The organism is Pararobbsia alpina, assembly GCF_902859895.1.
GTDB classification, from domain to species: Bacteria; Pseudomonadota; Gammaproteobacteria; order Burkholderiales; family Burkholderiaceae; genus Pararobbsia; species Pararobbsia alpina.
In genome coordinates, this window is record NZ_CADIKM010000029.1 from 1 (window position 1) to 14565 (window position 14565).

Annotated in this window: 7 protein-coding genes and 1 pseudogene; 2 read left to right on the forward strand and 6 right to left on the reverse strand. The window is 64.3% G+C overall.

Going from position 1 to position 14565, the window contains the following annotated elements:
- Positions 1-89: 89 nt before the first annotated feature.
- The 3 genes and pseudogenes from HV670_RS31180 to HV670_RS21655 form a co-directional block, all read right to left on the reverse strand.
- Positions 90-1247, reverse strand: coding sequence for a DUF4258 domain-containing protein (locus HV670_RS31180; RefSeq protein WP_246257803.1), 1158 nt, complete (start codon positions 1245-1247; stop codon positions 90-92).
- A gap of 267 nt (positions 1248-1514) precedes the next feature.
- Positions 1515-8619 (reverse strand): annotated as a pseudogene (locus HV670_RS21650) (two-partner secretion domain-containing protein); the annotation flags it as partial.
- A 597-nt stretch (positions 8620-9216) separates the two neighbouring features.
- Positions 9217-9936, reverse strand: a complete 720-nt coding sequence (locus HV670_RS21655; protein WP_175106949.1) for a pirin family protein — start codon at positions 9934-9936, stop codon at positions 9217-9219.
- A gap of 191 nt (positions 9937-10127) precedes the next feature.
- Between HV670_RS21655 and HV670_RS21660 the strand changes: the two genes are divergently transcribed.
- Both HV670_RS21660 and HV670_RS21665 read left to right on the forward strand, forming a co-directional pair.
- Complete coding sequence (locus HV670_RS21660; protein WP_217478488.1) at positions 10128-11018, forward strand: LysR family transcriptional regulator; 891 nt, start codon at positions 10128-10130, stop codon at positions 11016-11018.
- Positions 11019-11178: 160 nt separating this feature from the next.
- Positions 11179-11598 (forward strand): VOC family protein, encoded by a 420-nt coding sequence (locus tag HV670_RS21665; protein ID WP_175106951.1) that lies wholly within the window; start codon positions 11179-11181, stop codon positions 11596-11598.
- 107 nt (positions 11599-11705) lie between these two features.
- On the opposite strand, the gene HV670_RS21670 is transcribed toward HV670_RS21665, so the two are convergent.
- Genes HV670_RS21670 through HV670_RS21680 form a run of 3 tightly spaced genes read right to left on the reverse strand, consistent with a single transcriptional unit; the run spans position 11706 to position 14440 of the window.
- A complete protein-coding gene (locus tag HV670_RS21670; RefSeq protein WP_175106953.1) occupies positions 11706-12482 on the reverse strand; it encodes an ATP-binding cassette domain-containing protein in 777 nt (258 codons plus the stop codon).
- Positions 12479-13453 carry an ABC transporter permease subunit gene (locus HV670_RS21675; protein WP_175106956.1) on the reverse strand — a complete coding sequence of 325 codons (975 nt, stop codon included), beginning with the start codon at positions 13451-13453 and terminating at the stop codon, positions 12479-12481. Before HV670_RS21675 ends, HV670_RS21670 begins: the two co-directional genes overlap by 4 nt.
- A gap of 6 nt (positions 13454-13459) precedes the next feature.
- Positions 13460-14440: an ABC transporter substrate-binding protein gene (locus tag HV670_RS21680; RefSeq protein WP_175106957.1), complete on the reverse strand. Its 981-nt coding sequence runs from the start codon at positions 14438-14440 to the stop codon at positions 13460-13462.
- Between the last annotated feature and the right edge of the window lie 125 nt (positions 14441-14565).

Consider the following 14565-nt stretch of genomic DNA (forward strand, 5'->3'; position numbering starts at 1 on the left):
AGAGAGTAAACGCGATCCGCCGCCAGTTTACAAGCGCCGCTCTATGTCATTGAAAGTAAACACGCTTTTTCGCGACCGAGACTCGCCAGTCAAGATGTGTATAACGAGATGTACTTAACCGTAACGACCCTGCCAACGCTGTTTGTGACCACCGACACATTGTTAACCGAATCATAGTGAATTGCCGTGCCGCCTCGACTTGGCGTCGCGACGCCATTGTCAATTGCATTCTGAATTACAGATGGCGTAAGTCCTCGATCTTGCATCCGGTCGAGCGCGTGCCCTGAAAAATCGGTTCCGTCAACATTCGCCGCCTCGTTGCGGACAGGCTGATACGATGGATTTTTCGGTTGATTGAACTGGTTACTCTTGCTGCCCATTGGTACGGAGGCATCGAACTGGCCGCCCCCGGTAGCCTTGACGCTATCGCCTTGTGCGTTAACAATGGTCGCATGGCCGGGTAGGTACGTTGGCGTCCCCTGTGTCGCGATCGGCACCACAGCGCACACCGGCGGCGCGCATACCGCAACCGGAATCGCTGACCCACCAATCGCAGGCGGTTTCGAGTTTCCCCACGGTCCGTTCAGCTCGTCTGGGTTGACTTGCGGTCCCTGTGGACCATTCGCGTTCACCAACGCTGCGAATTGATTGGCCATGTTCACCGCGCCGCGTGCCCCGCTCGCAAACTGCTCGCCGATCCATCCTAGTGCCGAATTGGCCGTGCTTCCTTGGCCGCTGCCATTGCCAGCGCTCCTGTTATACAGGTCTGCATTCGCCGCCGTGAACGCACCCGAATTGCCGCCCACGAGTGCGCCGCCCCATCCAGCAAGGACATTCGCCGCAATATTGCCCGCCATCAGGCCTGAATTGGAGTCACTGTCACCTTTGGTCGAATCAGCGAGCTGGTTCAGATCGCCTGCGAGCGTTGCCGCCGCACCTGCACCTGCCGCACCTGCAAGCGCACTATCGCCGCCAAGACCGGCAATCAACGCGCCTCCCCCAGTATGTAGCGCCACGCGGCTCGTACCACCTTCGTCCCAATCCTTCGCTTCGTGCCTGTACCTCGCAGCCAGTTCGGAATTACCTTCCGTTTCGGCCTGTTCGGCTGCTGCATTGGCCGTATCTCGCTTGCTATCCGCATACTCGCCGATGCGCTTCACGATCGACTCCCCGGCCGCGCTCGCTGCCGCCATTATGTCGGCCTGATTGTCCAGGAGGGTATTCGCGTTCGGCGTCTTCGCCACCATACCGTTCGCGTTCGACGCGTCACGGTTCAGGCTCGCCACGTCCTGCGTCAGGTGCGCGGAATCCATCACGCTAAGGGTGCCTGCGCTGATGCCGCTTTTCGTCATAGCGCTGTCGCTACCGCTGTCGTGCTGACTGAGCGAGGGCGTGATGCCGCCCGCGTTATGTACCGAACCAGTGCCAGTCGTTGCATAGTTGTTGCCGCCATCACCGACCGACGCCCCCGCGCTCAAGCCACCACTTTTCGCGTTGTAACTCGAACTGTTTGCCATATCGGAGAAGGACAGCGTTCCCGTCGAAAGCGTGTTCCTCGCCGCATCCGCCTCGCTCGCGATGGTCGCCCCCTTTCAGGTCCGTATTGCCCTGGACGGTGATGTCGAACCCACCTGAACCGGCGTGAATCCCAGCCTGTACATTCACGCCCGCATAGCGGCCGTTCGCGTTGCCGCTCGTGCGGCTGAAGCTCGCACTGCCGCCACCCTGGCTGATGCTGAAGCTTCCGCCCGAGCTTTCCTGATCGGCACGGCTGGTCGCCGTATCCTGCACGCTCGCGATGGTCAGGTTGCCGCCGATGTCGGCCGTGACCTGCCTGCCGCTCACGTGCGCGCCGATGAGGTTCGTGTCGCCACCCGAGACAATCTGTACGCTGTTCGCGCCCTTGACGTGCGTGTTGTTCTGCATCGCGGCGTCGCTGCTGTCGTCGCCGTGCGCTTTCGACCCCGACGCCGATACACCCAGGCCCTGTGTGCCATACGACACCCCGACGCTCGCGCTACTCGACGCATTCGTGCTGCGCGTCGAATCGGTATCCGTCGTGTTATGAAGACTGACCTGATTCCTCGCCGACAGCACGATATCGTTCGCGTTCACGTTCGAACCGGCAATCGTGACATCGCCGCTGCCAACACTGGTGTCGCCACCGTTGCCAGTGTTGCCCATGCTGTTGCTCGATGCGCCGCCACCGGTGGCCACGAACGCGGCCGTGCCACCCGCCGTGACCGACGAACCCTTGCTCGTGGTCGAATCTTGGGCGAACGTGCTCGTGTTGTGGCTGCTGCCGTAGCTCAGCTCAAGCTTCGCTTCAGGAGGGTGTCCGTTCGCCAGGGCGCCAGCCGCGGCGCCGCCCGTACCGACCACATCGACCGCGCCGCTGGCTGCTGCCATCCCATGGAGCGCCGCCGCGCGGCTGTCCTGACTGCGGCTTGCCGCGTGCGCCTGACCCACCGTGTTCGACAGCCCGTCAAGGACAGGGGCTTTCAGCGCGAGCGTGAAGCCGCGTTGCTTCACCTCATGCGTCTCGTCGTGGTGCATCGTGTCGGTCGCCGCATCGATCGTCACGTTCGCGCCCGTGCCGCTCACGTCTTTCGCCGCGATCAGGTCGCTGCCCGTGACATGCAGGTCACGCCCTGCCGACAGATGCACGCTGCCGTCCGTGCTGCCCACCAGACTGCCGTTCTGCGTAAGCGCACTATCGTGCGTCGTGCCCTGCTGGTCGACCCTGCCGTAGGAGATACCGACACCGCCCGCACTACCGAGGCCGGTTTTCAGCTCCTGATGGAAGTGGCTACTCGCGCGCGTGTCTTGCGAGGGGGCGAGGCGCAGGGTGTGCGCCGCCGCCAGTCTCACATCCTGCGTGGCCGCGACGGTCGAGCCGCTGATGGTCAGGTCGTGAGCGGCCGCGCCCGTGACCGACTCACCCGAGACGGTCGAGCCGATCGCGCTCACCTGATGCGAACGGGTGGTGTCCGTCGTCTTGGCTCTCGACAGGAACCCCGCATGATGGTGTTCCGACCAGCCTTGCGCATCGTGCGTCTGCGCTACGCGGCCAAGCGTCACATCTCCACTCGAGACGAGTTCGACTGCGCCGGAGTCTGTCGCGACGGTCGAGCCGAGGATCGTGAGCTTGCCCGTTGCGCTCTGGCCGGCCGCCAGTGTGACGTTGCCCCCCGCCTCGACACGCGCCCCCTGGACCGTTTCGTCATCGCTTGAACGGGTGTGATGCGACAGCTCACCGCCCATCGAACGTGCGTCGTGCGTGTGCCTGTCCTTGGCGGCCGTCACCGTCAGGTCCTGGCCCGCGACCAGCGTCGCATGACCACCCGCCGACACGGTGGCACCCGTGAGCGTGGTATCGCGGCCCGATCGCGTCGTCAGATCGCCGCCCGCGAGAAGGGCGCTCCCCAGGTTCTGCGTAAGCCGATCGTGCCCGCCGTTCAGCCCGTCGCGTGTCTGCACGTCCTGCGTGCTCGTGAGCGTTGTCGTCTCGATGTTCAGATCCCGGCCAGCGCCGATCGTCGCGTGGCCGCCGGCCTGGATCGTCGCAGCGGACAGGCTCACGTCGCGGCCCGCCAGAACGGTGGCGCGGTTCGTCGCCGAGATCGTGCCGATCGCGTGGACGCCGGTTCCCGTGACCCGGCCGGTCAGGGTGTTCGAGCCGAACGACTTCGATACGCCCTCGGTGCGCGTCTCATGGATGACATCGCGACCGGCCTGCACGCGCACCTCGTCGCCCCCGGTGCGGCCACTCGTGTTGCGCACGTCCTCGCCGGCCGCCACGATCGTCGAGCCCGCGCTGTCCAGGATGCCGCTATTCGTGATGGTGTGACCGACCACGGTCGTCGCGAGATCGCTGAGGACGTGCCCGCTGTTGTCCACCTCGCCACTCGCGTTCAGGTTCACGCGGCCACCGGCGACGAGTGCGCCGCTGCGCGTCAGCTCGACCGAGTTGGACTGCGCGAGATACACCTGCGGCACGAGCACCGTCTGATGCGAGCCATCGGGCAGCGTCACGTCCTGTGCCACGAGCCACACCATGTCGGTCGTCAGTTGCCGCATCTGAGCGGGCGTGAGCGCGAGGCCCGGTTCGAGGTCGAACGTTTTCGCGTACGCGACACCGCGGTTCATCAGCGCGGTGTATTGGGCAAAGGGGTCGGTGTAGCCCGCGAGGAAGGGGCGGCCCGTCAGGTGCGTCACCTGGTCCCGGATCAGCCGTTGCTCATAGAGGCCGTCGCCCAGACGTTTGACCGTCTTCTGCGGGTCGAGGCCCAGTTGCCCGAGCAGGTAGTCGCTCGACAGGAAGCGGCCGGCCTGTGTGAAGCGTGGGTCGGTCGCGATCAGATACGTGGCGTCGGGCGCGGGGTGATAGGTGTAAAGGCCATTGACCGGTAGCGTGAGGTTCGGCAAACCGCCCGTCGCCGTGCCGATTGTCTGCGGACGGGTCAACGGGCCACTGATCGCGCCCGACTGGGCGCCGTCGGCGCGGCCGTCCGCTATGCCCGGAACGTCCGTTATGCCCGTTACGTCCGTTACGTCCGCTACGCCCGTCACACCCGAGCCGGCGACGGTCTGTCCCTGGCGGTCCACCGAACGCACGGTGATGTGTTGCGCGTGCGTCTGCACGTCCTGGTTCGACGCGGCGATCGCGGGCAGCGCATCGACGGTCGTGCTCGACTGCGTGATGCCCGTGTCAACGCGCTGCGTGTCGGTGCTGCCACCCCGTTTCTGGTGCCAGTAGAAGCTCGACTGCGCGTGCTGTGTGAGCGTCTGCTGGAGCACCGTGCCCGAATCGCTGACGCTGCCGCCGCTTGCCCGCCGCACCAGATCGCCCCCGGCGGCCATCACCGAGGACTGGTTGTCAATGCGGCCCCCGTCGGCCTGGAGGCGGATCGCGCCCTGGGCCTGGATCCGTGCCGCGCGGCCCGCACTCACGAGCGCGTCGGAGGTGGCCGTCGTGTGCACCGTGCGCGAAATCTCGCTGTAGTCGTGCGAGTCGGGTCCGAGGTCAAAGCGCGTCTTGACCTGGTCCGGCCGGATGTGCCGGTTCGGGTCGAAGTCCGGCCAGAAGGTGAACGTGTAGGTGTCGCCGTGCTCGGTGAGGCGCTCGTACCACTGGGTCGGGTTCGTCGCGATGGGCCGGGTCTGCGCCACGGGCCGCCTGGTGCAGGCACCCCGCACGTGGCAGACCTCTTTCGTTTGCGAGCGGTCTTTGTAGTGCTCCGTGAGCGGCTGCGTGAGTGAGAAGGTCTGCGCCGTCGTATCGAGATTCGTGACCTGCGATTTCGGTACCGTGACACGGATCGGTGTCGCGAGCCTGCCGACGATTTCGGCCTTCAGCGGGGCGCGGTCCTTCGTCCAGTTCCACTGCGAGAACGTGTCGCTGCGATGACTGTTCAGCAGATCGCCAATCGGGATGCCCGCGGTCCAGATCGTCAGCGTCTTGCTGCTCACCTGCGGCGTGCCCGCCTGCGTGAGCACACCGGTGCGGATGTTCTCGACCGTGTGCGCGGCGATGTCGATGTCGCCCTCCGCCTCGATGCTGGCCGCGCGGTTCGTGAGTGTGCCCGTCTGGTTCGCAAGCAGCCCGGGTGCAGGGTCGGAGGCAGGGTCGGAAGCAGTCCCTGCGGGCTCGCGCGTACCGTCTTTGGCGATCTCGAGATCGCCCGCGCTATAGATCAGTGCGCCATCGGTGTTCGAGACCGAGTTCGATGCATGGATCTTGACGCTCTGTGCACCGGCCATCACGGCCGCCACGCCCGTGTTCTGCACATCCGTCGCGTTTACCTGCAGCGCGTTGCCGATCACCGTGCCCGTGTTCGCGAGCGTCGCGCTCGTTGTCGTGACCGTCTCACCCTCGAGGCGCCCGGCGTTGGTCAGGGTGCCCGCCGCGTTGAGCGTGGTCGAGAACGAGTGGATGTCTGCGCCCGCTGCATTGATGACGTTCGCGCCGCTGGCGCGCAGTGCTCCGGTCGCGGCGAGCGTGCCGGTGTTCGTCAGTGTGCCGGTGGCGGAAACGCTCATGTCGCCATCCGCATGCAGGCGGTTCGCGGCATCGTTCGTGTAGTCGCCCGCGACGTTCAGTGCCAGGTTCCGCCCGGCGGTCATCTCGCCGGCGCCCGTCATCGCGCCGCTGGCGGTGATGTCGCGGTTCGCGCGGATCGTGCCACCCGGGTTCGACAGCGACGCCACCTGAAGCGACACGTCCTGGCCGCCCGCAATCGCCCCGCCTTCGTTCGTGACGATGGCACCCGAGGAGTTCAGCATTAGGGCGGTACCGCCGAAGATCGTGCCGCCTGCGTTGTTCACGCGGCGCGCGATGTTTAGCTTCGTGGCGCCTGCGCCAATGAGCTGCGCGCCCTCCGTATTGACGAGATCCTGCGCGTTCACCGTCACGTCGCCATTGCCGCCAAGTGTGCCGCCGGTGTTGACGATACCGGTGGCCGAGGACACGGTCGTGGCGCGATTGCCCGCGTTTGTCAGCTTGCCTGAGGTGTTGTCGAGGCGGCCCGCCGACACATCGAGCTTGCCGTGCGCGCCATTCGCGTAGAGCGTGCCCTGGGTATTGGTCAGGGTCTCGCCCGCCGTGACGGATAGCGTGCCCACCGTCTGGGCGGAGCCCAATGTGTTGTCCAATGCGCCCTGTGTGAATACCGTCAGGCCATCGTGACCATAGAGCGTGCCGCTTCGGTTGACGATGCCCGAGGCCGCGTTGATCCGCGCGGCGCCTTGCGCGGTCAGTTTGCCGTTCGTGTTGTCGAGACTGGCGGCTTGCAGGGTGAGCGCGCCGTGGGTGGCGACCTGACCGCCCACGCTCGATGCGGCGCGCGCAGCCGTCACGTTCAGCGTGCCGGTGCCCGCATGCTGGATCGAGCCGCTGTGATTGAAGAGTGTCTGCGCCGACACGGTGAGGTTCGCCGCGTGACTCGCCACCGTGCCACCGGTATTGTCCAGCACACCATCGGCGGACAAGGTCTGGTCAGCCTGCCCGTACTGGCGAATCGCCCCGTTGCGGTTGATCAAGTCGCCGCTCGCGTGGGCCGACAGTGCGCCGCCCGCGGTCGTCGTCGCGTTTGCGAGATTGAGCTCGCCGCTGAGGTGGCCACCCCGTGCCGTGAGCGCAAGATGGCCATTCGCTGAGGTCTGGCTGCCCGCGAGATTGAGCGCTGCGCCGGAGAGTGTGGCGTGGCCAGCCGCCGCGTTGTGGCCCGTCGCTGAGAGGGTGCCGCGCGCGATCACCGTCAGGTCGCCGCCCTGGGTGATCGGTGCGATCGAGCCATCGCTGTGGATGCCGGCGCCGAGCGTGCCCATCGATGCGACATTGTTCGCGTTCACGGTCGTGTTCTGCTGCGCCGCGAGCGTGCCGCGGTTGGTCAGGTCACCGGCCGTGCTGACCGAGACCGCTTGCTGCGCGTAAGTCGTGCCGCTGTTGTCGATGCCGTCGTGCGCGGACAGCATCAGGTTGCCGCTCGCCTGGGTCTTGCCGGTGAGCACCAGCTTGCCCTCCGTGGTGAGCGTCAGGTCGCCGGCCTGCGCAGCCGCGATGCCGGCGAGCGACACGCCTACGCCTTTTTCGGTGCCGACGAGCCAAATGCGGTTCGCGTACATGCCCCCCAATTGGGCCACGTCGATCGACACACCGGGTGCTGCGCCACCGGGTGCCGCGCCAGTGCCCGCGAGGTCCGCGAGGCCCGTGAGGTCCGCGAGGTCCGCAAGCGGCGTCGTCGCCAGCGCCTCATGATCGACGTGGTTCGCACCGGTGACCACGTTCAGCTGGTTCGCATAGAGGGCTGCATTGGCCCGCACCGCGCGCGCAATGAGATCGACCTGCTCAACATTCGCTGCGTTGAGCCCCGCGCCCTGCACAGTAATCTGGCCGTCGTGCACATCGAACCCCGTCACGGCGCCGTTCGCGCCGATAAGGGGCGAACCCGTGGTCAGGATGCCGCGCGTGGTGTTGATGAAGCCACCGCCGTCGACCACGATGCCCGAGCCGTTGGCCACCACGACTTCGGCCTTGCTGCCGGCGACCTCGAGGTAGCCGCGCAACTGTGTCGGCGAGGAGCTGTTGACCTGATTGAGGATGATCCGCGCGGACTGGCCCGGCGCGAGATTCGGGTTGCCGTTGATATAGCCCGCCTGCTGCGTGTTGACGATCGTCGGCGAGTTGTTCAGCACGACGCCGGATTTCGGCACGTCGAACTGCGAATAGGTATTCTGCGAAACACCCGCCCCGGAAGGGGCGCTGATGTTGACCTGTGGGATGCCGTTGGCGGTCGGGATGACCGTCGGCGCATGGGCACCGGCTGCCACGACCTGCGCTTCGCTGATCATGGGCATCAGCGCTGGCATCGCGCCGAGCAGCAGCATCGCGGTATGAGGCCGTGCGAACCCTGACATGACCGCCGCACCGCGCGCGGCGGCGTCCGCTGCAGAACGCGAGGCAGAGTCCGATGCAGAACCCCTTGCAAAACCCGAGGCAGAACTCACTGCAGCCGCCTCGCTCTGGCCGGCGTTGCCGGCGCCGCGCACCGTTACTTCCACGGCCACCCGCATGCCCCGCCACTGGTTGAACACCAGGCGATAACGACGATCATTCATTTTTTTTGCACAACGTAGCGATGCCGCAGACGATATCGAAAACCGATCTCGAATACTGTCAGAAGGCACTAGTTCGCGACGCTCAACACAAACTCAAAACTATTCGGAATCGTCTGAATGCGCAGGCATGAAGACGATGGGTGCGGCATATCAGCGCACTCTATCGATGCGTGGTGAGTGCCTTCGAGAATTGTTTGGAATCGTCTGATTGCGCAGGCGTGAAGACGATGGGTGTGACATATCAACGGACACCCTCGATTCGCAAGGAGCGCCATCGGGCTGCAATGGACGGTTTGGATCGATGATTCTGATAGACGGTAGGTTAACGAAGGGGGGGGCGACCTTGGACCACCCCAGCACGTTCGCCAGACTATCGTTTCGACAATTGGAGTCCACGCCGAACACGTCGTTCTGGTCGCGCGCGAGCATTCGAACAACGAACGCTCGCGCGCCGTCCATTGGCGGCGCGTCCCCAGTGAAGGCGCCGGGTTCATGGCGTCATACATGTAACCCGAATTGCTTGTGGCAATAGATCGTTGGTGCCGATGTTTCAGACGGGGCCTGAACCCCGCACCTCGGCGGCCTCGAAGCCGACCTCTACCAGATCGGTTCCTCGTTCGGACGCAGATCGAACACGAGGACCTCGGCGTCCTTACCGCCCGAGAACGTCAGGGACCGTTCGCCGCGCACCCGCACGCCATCGCCCTCCTCGAGCACGGTACCGTTCACCGTGATGCCGCCGCGCGCAACTTGAGCATAGGCATAGCGGTCGTGCTCGAGTTCGAGCGTCGCGCTTTCCGCTCCATCGAAGAGGCCCGCGTACACGCGCGCATCCTGATACACGCCGAGTGAACCGTCCGCACCGTCGGGCGAGATGATCTTCGCGAACCGGCCACGCTTGTCGGCTTCGGTGAAATGCTGTTGCTGGTAGCGTGGTTCGACCCCCTTCTTCTCCGGCATCAGCCAGATCTGCAGAAAGTGCACGCCCTCGGTTTGCGAGGCGTTGTACTCGCTGTGCGCGATGCCCGTGCCCGCGCTCATCATCTGCACATCGCCGGGACGGATCACCGAGCCCGTGCCCATCGAGTCCTTGTGTTCCAGCGCACCTTCGAGCACATACGAGAAGATTTCCATATCGCGGTGCGGATGCTGGCCGAAACCGCCCGCTGCCGCGACGCGGTCGTCGTTGATCACCAGCAGGTCGGAAAACCCTTGCTGCTTGGGATCACGGTAGTGGCCGAATGAGAACGTGTGACGCGAACTCAGCCAACCATGCTCAGCGACCCCGCGGTCGCCCGCCTTGCGAACTTCAAGCATTTGAACCTCCGAGAACGGTGTTGAATAACTTTGCAGACTGCTTGATGGCATCAGTACGCGAAACAGGCCCGCCCCCTTTTAGGTCCAGCCTGTCTTACGAAATGACCAAGCAATGAAAGCAGTGTAGTGTCAACGATTCGTTTAATAAATCCTCTAGAATCGGAAATACTGTCAATACAGTGACGACAATCATGCAATTCGAGGACATGCGGATCTTTGCCGCGGCGGTCGATGCAGCGAGCTTCACGGGCGCGGCGGCACGCCTGGGGCTGTCCAAGCAGTTCGTCAGCAAGCGCGTGATGGCGCTCGAGGAGCATCTCGGTGCAAGACTGCTCGTGCGCACGACACGCCGCCTGTCGGTGACACCGGTCGGGCGTGCCTACTACGATCGCGTCGTGCAGATTCTGGGCGACGTCGAAGAAGCGGAGCGTGCCGTGACGAGCGAGAACGCGCAGCCGCGCGGCACCTTGCGACTCACCGCGCCGATGTCCTTCGGCACGATGCATCTGGGGCCGATGATTCCCGAGTTCCTGCAACGTTGCGAGGAAGTGTCGCTGGAAATCGATCTCAATGACCGCCTCGTCGATCTTGTCGGAGAGGGTTACGACATGGGCATCCGCATCGGCGTGTTGTCTGACTCGTCGCTGATCGCGAGACGCATCGCGCCGTTCGAGATGCTCACCTGCTGCAGCCCCGCCTACCTCGCGCGACGAGGGCAGCCCAAGACCCCCGATGAGCTCGTGCATCACGACTGCCTGGTGTACGGGCACAGCAAGAGCGTCGACTGGCTGTTCAAGATCCACGAACGTCCGCGGCCTGTGGCGGTCACCGGCAGGATTCGCGTCAACAATGGCGAACTCGCACGCGACGCGGCGTTGGCCGGACTTGGCATCACTGCGCTGCCGACCTTCATCGTCGGCGACGCGATCCGATCGGGCCGCTTGGTCAAGGTGCTCGAGGACTATGAACCGGCGGCGGGCGGCGTATTCGCGGTCTACCCTCAACACCGGCAATCGTCGGCCGCCGTGCGCGCATTCGTCGACTTCCTGGTCGAGCGCTTCGCGCCGGATGGGGAACCATGACATTGGAAACCGAAGAGATCAGCGACCTGGTCACGCGCAGGGGTGCTCTGCCCCGGGTAAGCGAGCCCCGATGCAATATTGCGTACTAAGGCACAATGGCGCGCGGGCGTGTGTTCCCGCCGATGTTCTTCCCCCCCAATACTCCAACAGGCTTTCGCTCATGAAATACCTTCACACGATGGTGCGTGTCACCGATATCGAACAATCTCTGCGTTTCTACCGCGACGCGCTGGGTCTGCAAGAGATCCGCCGGACCGAGAACGAGAAGGGCCGCTTTACGCTCGTGTTTCTCGCGGCGCCCGGCGACGAAGATGCGCAGGTCGAACTCACGTTCAACTGGGACCCGCAACCTTACGACGGCGGACGCAACTTCGGACATCTCGCGTATTGCGTCGAGAATATCTACGAGGCCTGCGAAAAGCTGATGGCACACGGTGTGACGATCAACCGGCCGCCCCGCGACGGCAATATGGCCTTCGTGCGCTCACCCGACAATATCTCGATCGAATTGCTGCAAGCCGGCGATCCGCTGCCGCCCGCAGAACCGTGGACGTCGATGCAGAACCAGGGCGTCTGGTAAGCCCTTTGTGACCGCATGCCTGACATGCGGCCGGACCCGATGCCTGATCGGGTCCGGATTTGCCGCCGAGCAAACTTGAACTGCCGCGCGGGGCTGCGTAATGTGTTTTAGTGCGCCCCTGTCTCGCGCGTATCGGCATAGGTGTCGCCGACCATGAGGTGCACGATCTCGTCGCCGCTCGTCTCTCGCACGGCGCGCTCGCCGGCCTTCTCGCCACGCCGCAGCACGGCGATGCGGTCGGCTACCGCAAAGATGTCGTGCAGATTGTGCGAGATCAGCAGCACGGCCACACCCTGTGCCTTGAGCGTCCCGATCAGCTCCGTTACCTTGCGCTGCTCGGGTACGCCAAGCGCCGCAGTCGGCTCGTCCATGATCAGCACACGCGCGTTCCAGTAAATCGCGCGCCCGATCGCAATCGCCTGCCGCTGTCCACCGGAAAGCATCTTCACCGGCCCCCTCAGCTTGTGCTCGGGAATCACGATGTCGAGTCGGTCAAGCACTTCGCGAGCGACCTCCGCCATCTTCAGGCGATCGATGACTTGCATGCCGAACTGCCGCCGCGTTGGCTCGCGTCCGAGGAAGATATTGCTGCCGACATCAAGATTGTCGGCGAGCGCAAGGTCCTGATAGATCGTTTCGATCCCGTGCGCACGCGCCTCCTGCGGGTCGCGCATCTGCAGGGGCGCACCGTTGAACAGCAGTTCGCCCTCGCTCGGGTGATAGACGCCCGAGATGATCTTGATCAGGGTCGACTTGCCCGCACCGTTGTCCCCCGCGAGCGCAAGCACTTCCCCGGGATAGAGTTGCAATGACACGCGCTTGAGCGCCTCGACACCGCCGAAGCGGATCGAGATATCGCGGGTTTCGAGAATCGGCGTAGTCACCGTGCATCTCCAAGACGATCCTTGTACTGGTCGATCAGCACCGACAGGATGATCACGATGCCCACCACGATGAACTGCCAGAAGGCGTTGACGTCGATGAACACCAGGCCGAACTGGATCACCGCGATGATCAGCGCACCGATCAGCGTGCCGATCACATTGCCCGTGCCGCCGAACAGGCTCGCGCCGCCGATCACGACCGCGGCGATCGAATCGAGCAGCATCGGTTCGCCCGCATTGGCGACACCTGCCGCGAATCGCGCGGTGTAGACGATCCCGCCGATCGCCGCAAACGCCGCCGCGATCAGGTAGACGATCATCAGATGACGGCGCACATTGATCCCCGCGCGTATCGCCGACTGCGGATTGCCACCGATCGCATACGTGTATTGGCCGAACCGCGTCTTCGACAGGATGAAGTGCATGACGATCAGCAACACGACGGTCAGCACGACCGGTGTCCAGCCTGTGCCGAGCCAGGCGAGCCCCGGATTGTTGACCGACACCGTCATGCCGCTGCCGGCCGCCAGAAAGCCCGCCCCACGCGCCACGCCATACATGCCGAGCGTGCCGATGAAGGCCGGTACCCCGAGCCGCGCGATCAGCAGGCCGTTGACGAAGCCTGGTATCAGGCAGACCAGGATCGTCAGGGGTATCGAGAACAACAGGATCCACGGCGAGGCCTCGCTCGCGAGCGTGGACTGCGCGACGCACACGGCCGCGAGGCCCATCACGAAGCCCACCGACAGGTCGATGCCCGCCGTGATGATCACGAAGGTCTGCCCGAGCGCGAGCAGCAGCGGAGCCGCGGCGGCCAGCCCGATCGACTGGAGGTTGTAGGCATTCAACAGGAACGAGCGGTGATCGGAGACCTGCGCGCAGGTTTCAAAAAACACCAGCAGCACGCAGAGAAACAGCCAGGGCCAGAACCTGCTGAGCAGCTCAAGCCGGTCGAGTCGTGAATGAGCCATGGACGATCAGTTCGAATAGATATGGGCGTGCATCTCGGGCTGGTCGATATTGGTCTTGTCGAGAATCACGAACTCCGTGCCCTTGTAGACCGGGATCTTCTTGCCACGAATGGCATCGACGGCGTACTTCACGCCGAAGTAGCCGATATCGTCAGGCCGCTGCGCAATCGCGATATCGACGAGGCCACTCTTGAGATCGCGGTCGATGCCGGGTATCGCGTCGAACACGACGACCTTGATCACACCCTGCTTGCCCGCCGACTTCACGCCTTGCGCCGCGCCGGCACCGGAGAATGTATTGGCCGCGAACACGCCCGCGAGATCAGGGTTGCGCGCGAGCACGGCGGCGATATGGGATGCGGCCTTGTTCGCGTCGTCCTCGTTGTAGAGCGTCTGCAGGACCTTGATGTTCGGATGCTTCTTCATCTCGTCGACAAAGCCTTCCGCACGCGCGTCGGTGCTCGAGATGCCGGGCTTGTTGTTTTCGCAATAGACCGTGCCCTTGTCGCCGATCGCCTTCGCAAGTGCGCGCGCCGCGACGCGGCCGCCCTCAAGGTTGTCCGAGGCGATATACGACAGCGGGAAGTCCGCATCGCCCTTGCCGGTCTGGTAATGACCGTCGCCGATAAAGGTATCGACCGTGATGATCTTGATGCCCGCGTCGAAGGCTTCCTTGAGCGGCCCGATCAGTTGCTGCTTGTCGACGGGCGAGACGAGCAGCACGTCCGGATGCTTGGCGATCAGCGCCTTGAGAATCGGAACCTGTTCGGAGGTGTTCCATGCCTTGGGAACCTGGAACAGCAACTCGACGTTTTCTTCCTTGGCCGCCTTCTCGGCGCCGCGATGCATGGTGAAGTAGAAGGGATCGGTCACGCCGGGCAACAACGCGACGACCGGGTGCGCGGCGTCCGCATGGGCCTGGCCGCCGAACGCACAGGCGAGAACGGCCGAGGCGATCGCGAGACTGCGGGAAACGAATGACTTCATAGTGTCTTCCTCCAGTTGGGACCGGCGCTGCCCGCCCGGCCTGTCGTTACCGGCAAACGCCGGTTGCCCTGCCACACCGGCATCCCGGGCCACGCACCACGTGGCGCGCGGATGATGCCGGCCGA

Coding starts and splice junctions, on each gene's coding strand:
- HV670_RS21675 (WP_175106956.1), bottom strand. CDS start 13,453: ATGGCTCATTCACGACTCGACCGGCTTGAGCTGCTCAGCAGGTTCTGG.
- HV670_RS21680 (WP_175106957.1), bottom strand. CDS start 14,440: ATGAAGTCATTCGTTTCCCGCAGTCTCGCGATCGCCTCGGCCGTTCTC.
- HV670_RS21655 (WP_175106949.1), bottom strand. CDS start 9,936: ATGCTTGAAGTTCGCAAGGCGGGCGACCGCGGGGTCGCTGAGCATGGT.
- HV670_RS31180 (WP_246257803.1), bottom strand. CDS start 1,247: ATGGTGGCGAAGACGCCGAACGCGAATACCCTCCTGGACAATCAGGCC.
- HV670_RS21660 (WP_217478488.1), top strand. CDS start 10,128: ATGCAATTCGAGGACATGCGGATCTTTGCCGCGGCGGTCGATGCAGCG.
- HV670_RS21665 (WP_175106951.1), top strand. CDS start 11,179: ATGAAATACCTTCACACGATGGTGCGTGTCACCGATATCGAACAATCT.